Below are 15984 nucleotides of genomic sequence, written 5' to 3'. Positions count from 1 at the left end.
ACGGTGGGGACCGGTGAGAGAGAGGTTACGGTCCCCACCGTCACCTGTCACCAGCCGAACAGTGACAGTGATTTGCCGGAAGAGATGTGGCCCAGTGCTTCCCGGCAGTAGGGGATCATGTCCGCTGGCAGCGCGTCGGCGGCGAACCATTCCAGCGCATCACACTTGTCGGGTTCCATGTTCGTCGGTTCGCCCTCCCACTGCCGAACCTGGAAGAAGAACGCGACGCGCCCGCCGGACGAGCTGTTGTGCATGATGTGCGCGAACTCGATGTCCTCGGGCGCGATGTGCACACCGATCTCCTCGGCGGCTTCACGCCGCAGCGCCTCGATCACCGACTCCTCGGCTTCGAGGTGGCCCGAGGGCGGGTGGAACGCGCCATCTGCGTACCCGGTACCCGCTCGCCGGCCGAACAGGATTCGACCCTGATCGTCGGTGAGCAACAGGTGCACATCACCGATGAGTGTGTGTCTTTCAGTGCTGGCCACAGCCATTTCTCGCCTCTCTCTCGATGCGCTCGACCTGAACGCGAGCACGACCATAAGCCATCGGCGGCCCATGCACTACCTGGTCGCCGTATCGGAATCGGAGACCTCATGTCGCACCGAACCACCCTCCATCGCAGCGAAGGCCAGCTCCTCGTTGTCCCAAGCCAGACACCCGAAAGCTTCCGCGCGATCATCACTTTCGGTGCGGCAGCCAGGCGCGGCCGTCGCGATGCCTGCCTCCCCGAATGTCAGCGAGTCGGCTACCACCGTCAGGACTTCGCGACGAACTCCGGTCGCCACCATGTGGAGGAGTGAGATGGACACCACCGACTCGCGGGACTGCGTCCACACCAATATCGGGTCATCGGAGCTCCCGACAAACCTCGAACTCAGCGCCGTGATCGCTGACCTCGCATCACGAAAACTGCTGGCCCGTGTAGACGAACCAGCGAAGGGGTCTGAGCAGGTAGGTTGTCCGGTCCAACGCTGTCGATGCGTGGAGGAATGCGTGAAGAAGTACGTGCGGAAATACGTGGGGTCATAAAGGGCCCCACCGCGCCTCTGTATCACGCCTGGTAGATGGCTACTTCCGTGGCTGGGTGTCATCCAGGATTGTCTTTACTCAATCGCTACGGATGTTGCTGGTGATCCGGGCCGCGTGGCTTCGGTTGAGACTGCTGGGTCAACGCCTTCGCCGGGCACCACTGCGTGACCGGTGCTCGGGCCTTCGTCAGGCTCTTGTAGTGGCGTCTATGAGCCCAGGCCGCCTGGGTAGGTTGCGGTGATGCTGGCGTATGTACGTGGCACCGTCGTGAAACGAGCTCCGTTGGTACCACACCGCACGTCGGAACCGGTGAGCGCGGAGCATGGTCAGGCCGAGTTATCCGCGGTTCGGAAGTCGTCCACAGGTTTGTTCATCTACCCAGGTCATTAGCACTTTCTGAATATGGCGGTGCATCAGGCTTAGCTAGTCTCACCGAACTAGCCGAAGGCGTGATGGAGCACCGATGACCACAACATTGATCCTGATTGCGGCTCTGACCTTGGCCATTGCGACGGCCGGCCGGACTGTGGCGATCGGGCTGGCGATGCATAAGGTGCCCGCGAGGTATCGCGCCGAGGTTCTGCGTGGGCTCGCAGAGTGCTTCCGGTTCTGGCGCAAGTGATGTCAGTCGCCGCGCATTTCGTCCCATAGCTGCCTGGACCATGCGGGTATCGGCACAGTCAAATCCGGTAGTCGCGCAGCACGCCCTTGGCGATGATGCGCTTCTGGATCTCGCTGGTGCCCTCACCGATCAGCATGAACGGCGCCTCGCGCATGAGGCGTTCGATCTCGTACTCGGTGGAGTATCCGTAGCCGCCGTGGATCCGGAACCCGGCCTGCGTCACCTCGTTGCAGAACTCACTGGCCAGATACTTGGCCATGCCCGCCGCGACGTCGTTACGCAGGCCGGAGTCCTTGAGCCGGGCCGCGTTGACCATCATCAGATGCGCCGCTTCCACTTTGGTCGCCATCTCGGCCAGCGCGAACTCGATCGCCTGGTGCTCGACGATGGGTTTGCCGAAGGTGCTGCGCTGCTGGGCGTAGCGGGCGCCGAGTTCGAAGGCGCGGATCGCGATCCCGCAGGCGCGGGCCGCGACATTGACGCGACCGACCTCGATGCCGTCCATCATCTGCTTGAACCCACGTCCGGTGGTGCTGCCCAGGACGGCCTCGGCGGGCACGGTGTGTCCGTCGAGCAGCATCTCGGTGGTGTCGATGCCCTTGTAGCCCATCTTGTGGAGCCGGCCCGGGATGGTCAGGCCCGGTGCGACTTCGCCCAGGCCGACGGGCTTTTCGAGGAGGAAGGTCGTGAGATTGTCGTGTGCGCGTGGTTGTCCCTCGTCGGTGCGGACCAGGGTGGCGACCAGGGTGGCGGTCGAGCCGTTGGTGAGCCACATCTTGCGGCCGTCGAGGGTGTATCCGCCGTCGGCGTTGCGGGTCGCCTTGGTGCGGATGGCGGCGACATCGGAGCCGAGTTCGGGTTCGGACATGGAGAACGCGCCCCGGATCTCCCCGGTCGCCAGGCGTGGCAGGAACCGTTGTTTCTGCTCGGGGGTGCCGTGCCTGGCGATCAGGTAGGCGACGATGAAATGGGTGTTGATGACACCGGAAACACTCATCCAGCCGCGCGCCAGCTCTTCGACGCACAGGGCATAGGTCAGCAGAGATTCGCCCAGGCCGCCGTACTCCTCATCGATCATGAGGCCGAACAGGCCCAGTTCGGCCATCCGGTCGACGATGTCCTGTGGGTAGGTGTCGGTGTGCTCGAGTTGCTGGGCGGTAGGGATGATCTCCTTGTCGACGAAAGTCCGTACAGCGGAGAGTATTTCGGTCTGCACGTCGGTGAGTCCGTGGGTGTGCGCGAGTTTCATCGGTGGATCCGTTCGTGGAAGGGACAGCGCCGCCGGCCGGGGCGGACCGGCGGCGAGGATCAGAGCATGATCGCGGTGAGGGTCTCGGCGACCAGCGCCGGTTTGCCGCCGTCCTCGTTCTCGACCGACCAGCTGACGGTGAGCAGGGCCCGCGAGCCCTCGGTGCTCAGGGCGAGCGGGATCGCCACCGCCCGCACGCGGGTTCCGGTGCGGACGGCGGCGGGAAAGCGGACCTTGTTGCTGCCGTAGTTGATCCGGGCTGCGCCGAACTCGAGGGTGTAGAGATCGCGGCCGAGGCGGGGCAGCAGGGACAGGGTGAGGTAGCCGTGGGCGATCGTGGTGCCGTAGGGCCCGCTCGCGGCGCGGTCGGGATCGACGTGGATCCACTGGTCGTCGCCCGTGCACGCAGCGAACGTGTCGACGCGTTCCTGGCCGATGGCGATCCACGGGCCGGGACCGATGGGTTCGCCGAGGGCTTCGGCGAGGTCGTCGACGGAGGTGAAGCGGCGCAGTGTCATGGTCAGTTCACCCGCTCGAACACCGCGGCCATGCCCTGCCCGCCGCCGATGCACATCGTTTCCAGACCGTAGCGCTGTTCGCGGCGGTGTAGTTCCCTGGTGAGGGTGGCCAGCATCCGGCCACCGGTGGCGCCGACGGGGTGCCCGAGCGAGATTCCGGATCCGTGCACATTGGTGCGTTCGGCATCACGTTCGCCGAATTTCCACTCCCGCATGACGGCCAGGGCCTGGGCGGCGAACGCCTCGTTCAACTCGATCAGGTCGATGTCGGCCAGTGTGAGTCCGGCCCGCTGCAACGCCGCCTCCGTCGCGGGGACCGGTCCGATACCCATGACATCGGGGCGCACCCCGGCCACGGCCCACGAGGTGAGCGAGACCAGTGGGGTCAGCCCCCATTCCTCGGCCTTGGCCCGGGTGGTCACCAGGCACATCGAAGCGGCGTCGTTCTGGCCGCTGGAGTTGCCCGCCGTGACAGTCGACTCCGGATCCAGCGTCGCCCGAACGGGTTTCAGTGCGGCCAGGGATTCGAGCGTGGTGTCCGCCCTGGGGTGTTCGTCGGTGTCGACGACCACCTCGCCCTTGCGTGAGCGCACCGCCACCGGGACGATCTGCGCGGCGAGTACTCCGCTGCGCGTGGCCTCGACCGCACGCTGGTGCGAGGTCAGCGCCAGCCGGTCCTGTTCCTCGCGGGTGATCTCGTAGGTGCGGCGGAGGTTCTCCGCGGTCTCGAGCATGCCGCCGGGGACGGGATGGAAACGGCCACCGGCGGTTTCGCGGCCACGAGCCAGCGCGTCGTGCACCCGGACACCGCCACGCGCACCACCCCAGCGCATCTCCGTGGAGTAGAACGGCGTGTTGGTCATGGATTCGACTCCGCCCGCCACGACGACATCGCAGGCGCCGCTGCCGACCTGCATCGCCGCCTGGACGACGGCTTGCAGGCCCGAGCCGCAGCGCCGGTCGACCTGCATGCCGCCGACAGTCACCGGCAGGCCCGCGTCGAGGGCAACGACCCGGCCGATCGCCGGTGCCTCGCTGCTCGGATAGCAGTGCCCGAGAACGACATCGTCGACGACGTCCGGGTCGATGCCGGTGCGGTCGAGCAGGCCCTTCAGGGCGATCACGCCCAGTTCGGTGGCGGTGAGCGAGGCGAACGCGCCGCCGTAGCGTCCGATCGGGGTGCGCAGGGGCTCGCAGATGACAGTTTCACGCATGGGCTGGGTCTCCGTCGACGGTGAAATCGGCGGTGAGCACGGTGTGCTCGACCGCCTGGCCGGGGGTGGGCTCGGTGTGGACGGCGAGAGCGAGGTTGCCATCGGTGGTCTCGCGCCGCCGGATCCGCGCGGGATCGCCACAGAACAGCGGGGCGATATTGCGGTGGCGCAGCCGGGCCGGGCGCCGGTCCGGTTGTTCGCAGCGCAGGGTCTCGGCCATGGCCAGGGTCATGAGCGGACCGTGCACGACCAGGCCTGGATATCCTTCGACCGCGGTCGCGTAGGACAGGTCGTAGTGGATGCGATGCGGATTGGCGGTCGCCGCGCTGAACCGCATCAGGACGGTCGGGTCGGTGTGCAGTTGCCAGTCCCATTCGGTGCTGCGCTGCAAGGGGGTTCGCGGGTGCTGGAATGCAGTGTCGGTCTCGATCGCAGGCGCGGCGGCCGCGGCGCCCCGATAGACGAGGTTCTGGTGTTCCATGACCGCGAGCGCGCCGGTCTCGGCGAACAACCGTATCTCGACCTCGACGACCGTCAGGGGACCGGAGCGGCCGTTCTTGGCGTTCACCGCGACCACCCGCGCCTCCCGGCGGATGGTGGATCCCACGTGCACGGTCCCGGGAAACGACACTGTGCCACCGGCGAACATGCGACGCGGCAGCTCCACCGGCGGCAGGAACGAGCCACGCGCCGGGTGCCCGTCCGCGCCGATGGCTGACGAAGCGGGCCAGCGGGCCAGCGCGGCCCAATGCCACAGCGGCGGTAGCGGATCGCCCACTCCGATCGCGGCCGCACCCGAGTCGAAGAGGGCATTCAGCGCGGCCACCGGGGCGGGATCGACGTAGTCGTGGGTGACCACGGTGTGCGCCTGCCATGTGGTCACATGAACCGCCCTCCGGTGACTTCGAGGGTGGTGCCGGTCATGTAGGACGACAGGTCCGAGGCCAGGAACAGCGCGACCGCCGCGACCTCTCCGGGTTCACCCGCCCTGGCCATCGGGATCTCCGCCATCTTCTGGTCCCAGACCTTCTCCGGCATGGCCGTGGTCATGGGGGAGCGGATCAGGCCGGGCGCAATCGCGTTCACCCGCACGCCGAACCGGGCGGTCTCCTTGGCCGCGGCCTTGGTAAGGCCGATGATGCCCGCCTTGGCGGCCGAATAGTTGGTCTGCCCGGCCATCCCGACTTTGCCCGAGAGCGAGGAGATGTTGACGATAGAACCCCGGCCCTGCTCACGCATGATCGCCGCGGCCTGGCGGGTGCCGTGCCAGGTGCCCTTGAGATGCACCGCGATCACCTGGTCGAAGTCCTCTTCGCGCATGGTGCGCATCGAGGCGTCCCGGGTGATCCCGGCATTGTTGACCATCACGTCCACCGCCCCGAATTCGGTCACCGCGGTGGCCAGCAGCGCCTCGACGTCGGCTGCGCTGGTGACGTCGCAGCGGGTGACGCGGACCCGGTCGGTGCCCAGGTCCGCCAGGGCGGTACCGGGATTCAGATCACCGAGGACGACCGAGGCCCCTTCGCGCAGGAACGCTGTGGCGATGGCCAGTCCGATGCCCTGGGCGCCGCCGGTGACAACCGCGACGCGTCCGTCCAGAAGTGACATTGGCGTGGATTCCTTTCCGTGTCAGTACTGCGTGGAGCCGAGATCGACCGCGATCTGCGCGGCGGTCACCGCCCGGGAATCGTCGGCGGCCAGCCAGCTGACCGCCGCGGCGATGTCCTCGGGCTGGGCGATCCAGTCGGGCAGGAACGGCGTGGCCATCTGTGCCAGTTGCGGATTGGAATCCAGTGCCCGTCCGAGGGCTGCCACCATGTCGCCCCCGCCCATCGGAGTGGCGACCGCGCCGGGATGCAGGCTGTTGACCCGGATGCGGTGCTTGCCGAGCTCGGCGGCCAGTGCTCGCGCCATCCCGGTCACCGCGTGCTTGCTGGCGGTGTAGTGCACCATGAAGGGCTGCATCTTCACCCCCGCCGCGGAACTGATCAGGATGATCGAGCCGCCACGCCCGCCGTCCACGAGATGACCCGCGGTGGCGGCCACCGTGTTCCAGGTGCCGGTGACATTGATGTCGAGCACGTCGCAGAACGACTCGGGGGTGATCTCGTTCCAGACCTGGGGGATGCAGATGCCCGCGTTGGCCACGACGATGTCGAGGCGGCCGAACGCCGCCACGCCGGCGTCGGCGGCCGCGCGTAACCCGTCCAGGTCACGGGTATCGACCCGGTGGGCGATGATCCTGCGCCCGGTCGCCTCGACCAGGCGCACGGTCTCGTCCAGGTCGGCCGGCGTCGCCGAGTCGTAGGGGACTGCCGCGGGCAGCGGGCCCGCGAGATCGACGGCGATGATGTCGGCGCCCTCGGTGGCCAGCCGGACCGCGTGGGCCCGGCCCTGTCCACGTGCGGCGCCGGTGATGAAAGCGACTTTGTCGGTGTGTCGGCCGGTCACCGAACCTCCTCTAGTCAGCCATATTGTAATGGCAACGGTATGGCTTGCGTACAGACTCTATTGTGGGGGTGGGCCGGGTGCAAGAAGGTGGTTTACAGTTGTCATTACTGGAGTAGCATCTGTACGCAGCGCGCCAGGTTCGCGCTGACGTCCGGCCGCGAGGATGCGGCCGATGAGGAGGCGCGAGATGTCGAAGGTTGTCGGGTTTGTCGGGGCGGGGCGCATGGGCGAACCGATGGTGGTCCGGCTGGTCGCCGCCGGATACCGGACCATCGTGTATGCCCGCCGCGACGACGTGCGCGAGCGGTTGCAGGCCGCGGGCGCGGAGATCGTCGACTCGACGGCGCCGATCGCCGATCGTGCCGAAGTGATCATCACCTGCCTCTACTCCGACCCGCAGCTGATCGCGGTGCTCGGCGGTCCGGCCGGTCTGCTGGCGACCGCCCGGCCCGACGCGGTGGTGGTCTCGCACACCACCGGCGCGGTCTCGACGGTCAAGGAACTAGCAGCCGGACACCCGGCGGGACCGGTTCTGCTCGACGGCCCGGTGAGCGGTTCCGCCGACGACATCGCGAACGGTCGGCTGACCGTGCTGCTCGGGGGTCCCGCCGATGCCGCCGAGGCCGTTCGCCCGGTGCTGGACGCCTATTCGAGCACGGTCATGGCCACCGGAGCGCTCGGCAGCGCGCTGGGAGTGAAGCTGATCAACAACGCCCTCTTCGCCGCGAATGCCCAGCTGGTCGGGGTCGCGGCCGGGGTCGGTCGCGAGCTCGGCGTCGACGAGCGTCAGCTCCTCGCCGCGCTGGCTGTGGCCAGCGGCAACAGCTTCGCGGCCGATTCGATCCGCAGGAGCGGCGGCTTCGCCGAATTCGGGAAGCTGGCGGGGCCGTTCCTGCGCAAGGACGTCGCGGCGTGCCTGAGCGCCACCGCCGACCTCGGTGTCGACCTCGCCGGCCTGGGTGCCGCGATCGCCGCCGGCCCGTTCGACCTGATCTGACGCCGCACCGGAGAGGCACCGCCCATGGACACCACGACCACCAGTACCGCAGGCGCCGGAGTCCACTCCGACCCGGCCGCGACGGACCCGGCGGAGCTGCCGGCGATGCTGGCTCGCCAGCGCACGGCGTTCCTGCGAGAGGGGCAGCCGTCGGCCGCTGTGCGGCGCGACCGGATCGACCGGTTGCTGGCCATGGTCCTTGATCACATCGACGACTACGCCGAGGCGATGTCGCAGGACTTCGGCACCCGGTCGCGCACCGGCACCCTGTTCGCCGAAATCCTCGGCATGCTCGCCGCTTTCGAGCACACCCGCTCACACGTAGCGCGGTGGATGCGCCCGGAGAAACCTAATCCGTTCTCGCGGGGCTTCGGCATCCGCACCGAGATCCATCCCAGCCCGCTCGGCGTGGTCGGCATCGTCGGCCCGTGGAACTTCCCGCTGCAACTGGTGGTCGTGCCCGCCGCCTCGGCCTTCGCGGGGGGCAACCGGGTGATGATCAAGATGTCGGAGATCACCTCGCGCACGGCCGAACTCACCCGCGTGCTCACTGCACGATACTTCGATCCCGACGAGCTCTCGATCGTCGTCGGCGGTCCGGAGGTCGGCGCGGCGTTTACCGCGCTTCCCTTCGACCATCTGTTCTTCACCGGGTCGACCGGGGTGGGCCGGAAGGTGATGCGCGCCGCCGCCGAGAACCTCGTCCCGGTGACCCTCGAACTCGGCGGCAAGAATCCGGTCGTGGTCGGCCCCGGCGCCGATCTGCGCCGCGCCGCGAACCGGATCGCTCGCGCGCGCATGGTCAACGGCGGCCAGGTCTGTGTGTGCCCGGACTACGTCTTCGTGCCCGAGGACGGCATGGCCCGCTTCACCGAGGCGCTGCGGTCCGAACTGCGCGGCATGTTCCCCACGATCGGCGACAACGACGACTACACCTCCTCGGTGGACGACGCGAACTACACCAGGATCGTCGAGCTGATCGAGGATGCCCGGGCTCGCGGCGCCCGGGTGGAATCGGTGGCGCCGGAAGGGGAATCGCTGCCCGATCCGCACCGGCGCAAGATCGCGCCGACGCTGATCCACGACGTCACCGACGACATGCGTATCGCCACCGAGGAGGTCTTCGGTCCGGTGCTGCTGCTGCGGCCGTACACCACGCTCGGCGAGGTCAGTGACCACATCAACGCCCACCCGTCGCCGCTGGTGGCCTACTGGTACGGCCCCGACCGCGCCGACTTCCGCGCGTTCGTCGCCCGCACCCGAAGCGGCGGGGTGGCCCGCAACGAGTTCGCGATCCACATGTTCTCCGAGAACGCGCCGTTCGGCGGCGTCGGCCACAGCGGCATGGGCGCCTATCACGGCAAGACCGGCTTCGACACCTTCAGTCATCGGCGCACCGTCGCCGGCACCGATCTGCCCTTCCCGATCACCGGAATCGCCGCGCCACCCTTCGGGCAGTGGACGGTCCGGATCGTCGACCTGGCCCTGCGAGCCGCCCGGTGGCGGACCGCCCGCCGGGTCGCGGGGCGGCTGCCGGTGCAGACCCGCACCGCTGATGCCTGATCGCCGCACACGCTCACTTCCCCCATCCGACGCGCCGTCGCCGACGGCCGACTTTCGAGGAGTCATGTTGTCCGCTGCCACCGCCGGGCCAGAACCGGCACAGTTCACCCTGGTGGGAGCCGCCGACGCTGCCGCGGCCGCGCTGCCGGACCGGGAGCTGGTCATCCAGGGCGAACACCGCCGCACCTATGCCCAGACCGCCGAGCGCTCCATCCGCCTGGCCGCCTATCTGCATCAGCGCGGGCTCGGCTGTCACACCGAGCGTTCGGCGCTGCGCGGTCACGAGGTCGGGCAGGATCTGCTCGGCATCTACGCGCACAACGGCCACGAGTACATCGAGAGCCTGGTCGGGGCGTTCCGCGCCCGGGTCGCGCCGTTCAACGTCAACTATCGCTACGTCAAGAGCGAACTCGGCCACCTGCTCGCCGATGCCGGAGCCACGGCCCTGATCTACCACGCGGCCTTCGCGCCGCGGGTGGCCGAGATCCGTGCCGAACTGCCCCGATTGCGGGTGCTGATCCAGATCGCCGACGACTCGGGCAACGAACTGCTCGACGGCGCGGTCGATTACGAGACCGTCCTGGCCGAGACCGACCCGGTGCCGCCGCCGGTGACCCCCTCGCCGGACGACCTCTACGTGCTCTACACGGGTGGCACCACCGGCATGCCCAAGGGCGTGCTGTGGCGCCAGCACGACATCTACATGGCCGCCTGCGGTGGCCGCGACGTCAACACCGGCGCCACCGTGGGCTCCTACGAGGAGATCGGTGCCAGGGCAGCGGCCAATCCCGGGGTGAAGCTGATGCTGCTGCCGCCGCTGATGCACGGTGCCGCCCAGTGGGCGGTGCTGACCGCGATGACCACCGGGCAGTCGGTCGTGTTCTCCCCGGTCGTCGACCGGATCGACGCGGACGAGACGCTGCGCGCGATCGAGCGGGAACGGGTGGCGATCGCCATCGTCGTCGGTGATGCCATGGCGCGGCCGCTGCTGGCCGCGGTGCGGTCCGGCGTTGCCGATGTGTCCTCGCTGGCCGCGATCGCCAACGGCGGCGCGGTGCTGAACCCCGTTCTCAAACAGGAGTGGATCGACGCGGTGCCGGGACTGGCCGTGCTCGACGGGGTGGGCTCGTCGGAGACCGGGACCCAATTGCACCACGTCTCGGCTGCCGGTTTCGTCTCCACCGGTACCTTTTCGGCGGGCCTGGACACCCGCGTGGTCGCCGAGGATCTCGCCTCGGTGCTCGAACCCGGCCACGACGGCCTGGGCTGGCTGGCCAAGCGGCTGTTCACCCCGCTGGGCTACAAGGGCGACGAAGCCAAGACCGCGGCGACGTTCCCGGTGATCGACGGAGTCCGGTACGTGCTGCCCGGTGACCGGGCGCGGCACCGCGCCGACGGCACCGTCGAACTGCTCGGCCGCGACGCGGTGACGATCAACTCCGGTGGCGAGAAGATCTTCGCCGAGGAGGTCGAGATGGCCCTCGCGTCCCATCCCGGCGTAGCCGACGTCCTGGTCGTGGGACGGCCCAGCGAGCGCTGGGGGCAGGAGGTCGTCGCGGTGGTGCAGCGCGCCGAGGGAACCACGGTGGGCGCCGACGAGCTGGTCGAGCACGCCGCGGGGTCACTGGCCCGGTACAAGTTGCCCAAGGCGGTCGTCTTCCGGCCGGCCATCAGCCGCAGCCCGGCGGGCAAGGCCGACTATCGCTGGGCGCGTGAACAGGTCGCCGGCGAGCAGTGAGCCCAGGACTTGGGTGGTGCGGATCGAGGTCGATCCGCACCACCCGGGTCCGTGTCATCTGCCGGTGGGTTCGGCCGCGCGCACCAGCGCGCCGCCGATGATGAGCCGCTGGATCTCACTTGTGCCCTCGTAGAGCCGCAGCAGGCGTACGTCCCGGTAGATCCGCTCCACCGCCACGCCCCGCATGTACCCGGTGCCGCCGTGCACCTGCACCGCGGAATCGGCGACGCGACCGGCCATTTCGGTGCAGTAGAGCTTGGCCACCGACGGCGCGAGGCGGCGGTCCTCGCCGGTGACCCAGGACTGCGCGGCCGCGCGCACCAGGGCCCGCCCGGCCATGACGCCGGTCTGCATGTCGGCCAGGTGCGCCTGCACCAGCTGGAAGCGCCCGATCGGGGTGCCGCCCTGGGTGGCCGTGGCGGCGTAGGCGACCGATTCGTCGAGCGCCCGCTGCGCGGTCCCGACGGCCAGCGCCGCGATGTGGACGCGGCCACGCGCCAGGGAACTCATGGCGGCCCGATAGCCGACGTCCTCCTGGCCGCCGACGAGGGCGTCCGCGCCGACCCGCACATCCCGGAAACTCACCTCGGCGGTCCACGCGCCCTCCTGGCCCATCTTGCGGTCCTTTGGCCCGACCGTGACGCCCGGTGTGCTCGCCGGCACCAGGAACACCGAGATCCCGGGCCCCGAACTGTCGGCCTGCCGGGTGCGGGCGAAGACGACGAACAGATCGGCCACCGGTGCGTTGGTGATGAATCGCTTCTCCCCGTTGATGATCCAGTCCCCGCCCGCGGCGGTCGCGGTGGTGCGCAGCGCCGCGGGATCGGATCCGGCGCCGGATTCGGTCAGCGCGAACGAAGCGACCACGGCGCCGGTGGCGATGGGCTCGAGCCAGCGGGCCTTCTGCTCCTCGGTGCCGAACCCCACCAGGACCTGCCCGGCGATGCCGTTGCTGGTGCCGAACAGCGACCGCAGGGCCAGGGTGGTGTAGCCGAGTTCCATGGCCAGCTCGACGTCCTGGGCCAGATGCAGGCCGAGCCCGCCCCACTGCTGCGGGATGGCGTATCCGTAGAGGCCCATCGCCTTGGCCTGCGCCACGATCTCGTCCGGGATCCGGTCCTGCGCGGCGATCTCGGACTCTCGCGGGACCGCGACGGTGCGGACGAACTCTTTTGTCTGGGTGAGGATCTGGTGAAAATCCTCGTCGGTGACCTGGTCGGTGGTCGTGCTGGTCATGGCGAAGCCTTCCTCGGGCACGGCAGTCGCCGTGGCTGGCCGAACGTTGTGTTCGTGTTTACTGTAATACTATCGGTAACCGGAATCGAGAAGAGGGAACGACGATGACAGCGATCGACGCGGGGGTACTCATCCTGCGGGTGTGCCTCGGGCTGACCATGGCCGCGCACGGCTACGGCAAGATCTTCACCGGCGGGCGGATCCCGGGCACGGCCCGCTGGTTCGACAGCATCGGGATGCGCCCCGGCGCGGTACACGCGCGCCTGGCCGCGGGAGCCGAGGTCGGAGCGGGACTCGCGCTGGCAATGGGCATCGCGACGCCGTTCGCGGCGGCCGGATTCGTCGCCCTGATGCTGGTGGCCGCGTGGACGGTCCATCGCGCGCACGGCTTCTTCATCGTCGGCAACGGCTGGGAGTACAACCTGGTGCTCGCGCTGGCCGCGATCGGCGTAGCGACGATCGGCCCGGGCCGGCTGAGCGTCGACGGTCTGCTGCTCGGCAGCGAAAATGTCGACGGCTGGGTGGGCTTCGGCATCGCCGCCGGGCTGGGCCTGGCGGCGGGCGCGGGTCAGCTCGCGCTGTTCTACCGGCCGCCCGTGCCGACGCCGTCCTGATCCGCTGCTCAGGTGGCCACGGGTACCTCCGCCAGGGTCGCCGCCGCGATCTCACGCAGGCCGTCGTGGATCGCGCCGTCACTGCTCAGCGGCGCGAGCACGCAGGCGTGCACGGCGTCGAGCTCGCCGATCCCGGCCGCGACGAGCCGCGCCGCCGCCACGAGGACCCGGGTCGATGGCGGCTCGAAATGGAAAGCGCCGTCGGCCTTGCGGATGGCGACCGCGCAGCCGACGAGTCGCCGGGCCACCGCCGGATCCACCGCGGTCTCGGCCACCAGCAGCTCGGCCTCGCGCTCCGGCGGCAGGTAGTCCATGGCGACGGTGACGAACCGTTGCCGGAACGAGGGTTTGAGTTCCTTGAGCGAACTGCGGTAGGCGGGGTTGTAGGAGCAGACGAGCATGAACGGATCGGGTGCTGCCACGACTTCGTCGGCGCGATCCAGGAACAGCGTGCGGCGGTGGTCGGTGAGCGCGTGGAGGACCGCGAGGGAATCGTGCCGGGCCTCGACCACCTCGTCCAGGTAGCAGATCGCCCCGGACTTCACGGCCCGGGTGAGCGGACCGTCGGTCCAGCGGACGTCACCGCCGGTGACCATGAACCGGCCGACCAGGTCCGAGCTGGTGAGGTCGTCGTGGCAGCTGATCGTCACGACCGGCCTGCCGAGCAGCCTGCCCATGTGTTCGACGAAACGGGTCTTGCCGCACCCGGTGGGCCCGGTGAGCATCACCGGCAGCCGCTGGCGATGCGCACCCTCGAACAGGGGCACCTCGATACCGGCGGCGAAGTAGGGGTCTGTGTTCATTCGGCTACCAACTCTCGATGGATCTGGGCGAGCGCTCTGGGCAATTCGTCGACCCGCCCGATGCGGTGGGATCGCTTCGGCCCGAAGACCTCCGGCAGCGGGTCGACCCGGGTCGGGCCGACCCCGAGGTAGAAGACCCGGACCCCGGCGTCCTCGGCTTCCTCCACGGCATGGGCGACATCGGCCCAGGCGTAGCGGCCTTCGTAGCCTTCGTCCGACATCAGTCCGTCGCCGATGATGATCAGCAGTCTGCGCTGGGACGGCTGATCGACCAGCCGGGCGGTCAGGTGGCGCAGGGGAGCGCCGAGCCGGGTGTAGCCGCCGGTAACCAACCCGAGGCTGCCCGGGTCGACGAAATGCGGGTCCTGGAAATCCTTGAGACAGTCCACCTGCACCCTGTGCCGGGTGTTGCCGGTGAACACGAAGATGCCGTGCCGTTCCCTGGCCATGGTCATCGCCCGCGACAGGGCGTCCGCGCAGTCGAGTTCGAGCCGGAAGACCTGCCCGCCGTGCACTCCGAGCGAGGAGCTGCCGTCCAGCAGCAGGGCGGTGCTGACATCGCGGGACAGGGGCGCCAGCTCCCGGAACACTCGCGGCTGCGGCGCCCGGCCGGTGCCCGCGTCGACGACATAGGCGACGTAGCGGTCGATGTCGATATCGGATCCGTCCTCGAGCCCGGAACGCATCGCGCGATGGGTGTGGTGTTCGAACCAGCGCCGCACATCGCCGGAGACGGCGGTGACCGGGGTGTTGCGGGTGGGCAGTTTGCGTTCCAGCACGGCGACATGGTCGGGCAGGAAGGCACCGGTCCAGCGGTTCCACTCCGGGTAGGGGATACCGGCGCGCTGGTCGGCCCTGACCTCGACGTCGTCGTCCTCCGGTCGGCTCGGCGGCGGCAGGTTCGCGTTGCGCGCTCCGCCGTCCCCGCCGACCGGGACCGTCAGCGGTCGGTAGGAGTCGCTGCGCGCCGAGGTCCACGGCATCCGGGCGTAGACCCGGCGCACGGCCGAGGCCAGGGCGCCGCGGCCGGCCGCACCCGACGGCAGCGCGCCGAGCAACGGGTACGTCGCGAGGACCCGCCTGGTCCTGGCCAGTGCGAGAGCCCGATCGAGCATCCGGCCACCGTCGAGATCGTCCTCGTGGAGCTCGAGATCGGGCAGCGCCCTGCGCAATTCGGGGAGCAGACCCGGCAGGCGGGCACCGACCCAGGCGGCGGCCACACCACCTTCGATCAAAGACAGCGCCGCCCGCTGCCGCGGCGACAGCTCGTGCAGCGCGTACTCGGCGATGCGGTCCTTGGACGGCGAACACTGCAGTGCGACACCACAGGTCAGGGTCGTGCGAGTCCAGTCCGCGTCGATCGGCGGGTACGGGACGTGCACGATGCGACGTCCCGTGCTCAGACCGAATCCCCGGTGTTCGCCGGTCATCAGACGCGCGTCGGTGCGCCGGCGTTCGGAGAAGGCCACCGCGGTCACCGCGCAGCTGCGTTCGATCGCGGATGCCCGTGCGGTATCCATCGGTCAGTCGCTCGCGACGGCGGTGCGGTCGGTGGCGAAATCTACGGTCGCGAAGTTGACGGTGGCCAATGCCGCGAGGCTGTCGTCGGCCCCGCCGTACACCTCGACCTGCACGACGACCGAGCGCTTACCCGCGTGCACGACGGTGCACCGCGTGCGCGCCGCGCCGTCGGTGACCGCACGGAAATAGCGCACGTTCAGGTCCGAGGTGACCACGCCTGCGTTCGGCGGCCGGTGCTCGAGCGCGACCGTGCCCGCGGCGATGTCGACCAGGGTGGCGATCAGGCCGCCCTGCAGGCCGCCGGAGGTGTTGACGACATGGGGCGCGACCGGCAATTCCCAGTTCGGTATGCCCTGGCTGTCGGTGCTCTTGCGGAAGCCGATGTGGTCGAGCAGTCCGCTGATGTGTCGAAGGGTTGTCATCATG

Annotated in this window: 16 protein-coding genes; 5 read left to right on the top strand and 11 right to left on the bottom strand. The window is 69.1% G+C overall.

The annotated features are described in order from the left end of the window. Window positions 1-47 precede the first annotated feature (47 nt). On the bottom strand, window positions 48-494 hold the full coding sequence (locus ACFVW6_RS28225) for an NUDIX domain-containing protein (protein ID WP_378826338.1): 447 nt from the start codon (window positions 492-494) through the stop codon (window positions 48-50). A gap of 1001 nt (window positions 495-1495) precedes the next feature. On the opposite strand from ACFVW6_RS28225, the gene ACFVW6_RS28220 reads away from it, so the two are divergent. Beyond that, a complete protein-coding gene (locus ACFVW6_RS28220) occupies window positions 1496-1654 on the top strand; it encodes a hypothetical protein (protein WP_378826336.1) in 159 nt (52 codons plus the stop codon). A gap of 58 nt (window positions 1655-1712) precedes the next feature. On the opposite strand, the gene ACFVW6_RS28215 is transcribed toward ACFVW6_RS28220, so the two are convergent. The 6 genes from ACFVW6_RS28215 to ACFVW6_RS28190 are packed head-to-tail and all read right to left on the bottom strand — an operon-like array spanning window position 1713 to window position 7086. After that, the gene (locus ACFVW6_RS28215) at window positions 1713-2903 is read right to left on the bottom strand and encodes an acyl-CoA dehydrogenase family protein (RefSeq protein WP_378826334.1); all 1191 of its coding nucleotides are present in this window, start codon (window positions 2901-2903) and stop codon (window positions 1713-1715) included. 59 nt (window positions 2904-2962) lie between these two features. Beyond that, complete coding sequence (locus ACFVW6_RS28210; RefSeq protein WP_378827022.1) at window positions 2963-3415, bottom strand: MaoC family dehydratase; 453 nt, start codon at window positions 3413-3415, stop codon at window positions 2963-2965. An 8-nt stretch (window positions 3416-3423) separates the two neighbouring features. Continuing rightward, on the bottom strand, window positions 3424-4635 hold the full coding sequence (locus ACFVW6_RS28205) for an acetyl-CoA C-acetyltransferase (RefSeq protein ID WP_378826333.1): 1212 nt from the start codon (window positions 4633-4635) through the stop codon (window positions 3424-3426). Then, complete coding sequence (locus tag ACFVW6_RS28200; RefSeq protein ID WP_378826331.1) at window positions 4628-5518, bottom strand: hypothetical protein; 891 nt, start codon at window positions 5516-5518, stop codon at window positions 4628-4630. The genes ACFVW6_RS28205 and ACFVW6_RS28200 overlap by 8 nt, the downstream gene beginning before the upstream one ends. Beyond that, on the bottom strand, window positions 5515-6243 hold the full coding sequence (gene fabG / locus ACFVW6_RS28195) for a 3-oxoacyl-ACP reductase FabG (RefSeq protein ID WP_378826329.1): 729 nt from the start codon (window positions 6241-6243) through the stop codon (window positions 5515-5517). The genes ACFVW6_RS28200 and fabG overlap by 4 nt, the downstream gene beginning before the upstream one ends. Window positions 6244-6264: 21 nt before the next feature. Next, window positions 6265-7086, bottom strand: coding sequence for a mycofactocin-coupled SDR family oxidoreductase (locus ACFVW6_RS28190; protein ID WP_378826327.1), 822 nt, complete (start codon window positions 7084-7086; stop codon window positions 6265-6267). Between the two features lie 187 nt (window positions 7087-7273). On the opposite strand from ACFVW6_RS28190, the gene ACFVW6_RS28185 reads away from it, so the two are divergent. The 3 genes from ACFVW6_RS28185 (at window position 7274) to ACFVW6_RS28175 (ending at window position 11384) form a co-directional block, all read left to right on the top strand. Beyond that, complete coding sequence (locus ACFVW6_RS28185; protein ID WP_378826324.1) at window positions 7274-8083, top strand: NAD(P)-dependent oxidoreductase; 810 nt, start codon at window positions 7274-7276, stop codon at window positions 8081-8083. 24 nt (window positions 8084-8107) lie between these two features. After that, a complete protein-coding gene (locus tag ACFVW6_RS28180; protein ID WP_378826322.1) occupies window positions 8108-9646 on the top strand; it encodes a coniferyl aldehyde dehydrogenase in 1539 nt (512 codons plus the stop codon). 64 nt (window positions 9647-9710) lie between these two features. Then, window positions 9711-11384 (top strand): acyl-CoA synthetase, encoded by a 1674-nt coding sequence (locus tag ACFVW6_RS28175; RefSeq protein ID WP_378826320.1) that lies wholly within the window; start codon window positions 9711-9713, stop codon window positions 11382-11384. A gap of 54 nt (window positions 11385-11438) precedes the next feature. Here the strand turns inward: ACFVW6_RS28175 and ACFVW6_RS28170 are convergent, their stop codons facing one another. After that, window positions 11439-12620: an acyl-CoA dehydrogenase family protein gene (locus ACFVW6_RS28170; protein ID WP_378826318.1), complete on the bottom strand. Its 1182-nt coding sequence runs from the start codon at window positions 12618-12620 to the stop codon at window positions 11439-11441. Between the two features lie 104 nt (window positions 12621-12724). Here ACFVW6_RS28170 and ACFVW6_RS28165 point away from each other — a divergent pair, with 104 nt between their 5' ends. Further along, window positions 12725-13234: a DoxX family protein gene (locus ACFVW6_RS28165; RefSeq protein ID WP_378826316.1), complete on the top strand. Its 510-nt coding sequence runs from the start codon at window positions 12725-12727 to the stop codon at window positions 13232-13234. Between the two features lie 8 nt (window positions 13235-13242). Here ACFVW6_RS28165 and ACFVW6_RS28160 read toward each other — a convergent pair whose 3' ends face one another. From ACFVW6_RS28160 to ACFVW6_RS28150, 3 genes are read right to left on the bottom strand one after another with little or no spacing between them, the layout of a single operon-like run. Continuing rightward, complete coding sequence (locus tag ACFVW6_RS28160) at window positions 13243-14037, bottom strand: AAA family ATPase (protein WP_378826314.1); 795 nt, start codon at window positions 14035-14037, stop codon at window positions 13243-13245. Continuing rightward, window positions 14034-15557, bottom strand: coding sequence for a nitric oxide reductase activation protein NorD (locus tag ACFVW6_RS28155; protein ID WP_378826312.1), 1524 nt, complete (start codon window positions 15555-15557; stop codon window positions 14034-14036). Before ACFVW6_RS28155 ends, ACFVW6_RS28160 begins: the two co-directional genes overlap by 4 nt. A 3-nt stretch (window positions 15558-15560) precedes the next feature. Further along, entirely contained in the window at window positions 15561-15980 is a 420-nt protein-coding gene (locus ACFVW6_RS28150) for a PaaI family thioesterase (protein ID WP_378826310.1), read from the bottom strand. Window positions 15981-15984: the final 4 nt, after the last annotated feature.

Origin of the sequence: Nocardia sp. NPDC058244, assembly GCF_042882065.1 — a bacterium.
GTDB lineage: Bacteria > Actinomycetota > Actinomycetes > Mycobacteriales > Mycobacteriaceae > Nocardia.
This window is presented reverse-complemented; position numbering and strand designations above follow the sequence as displayed.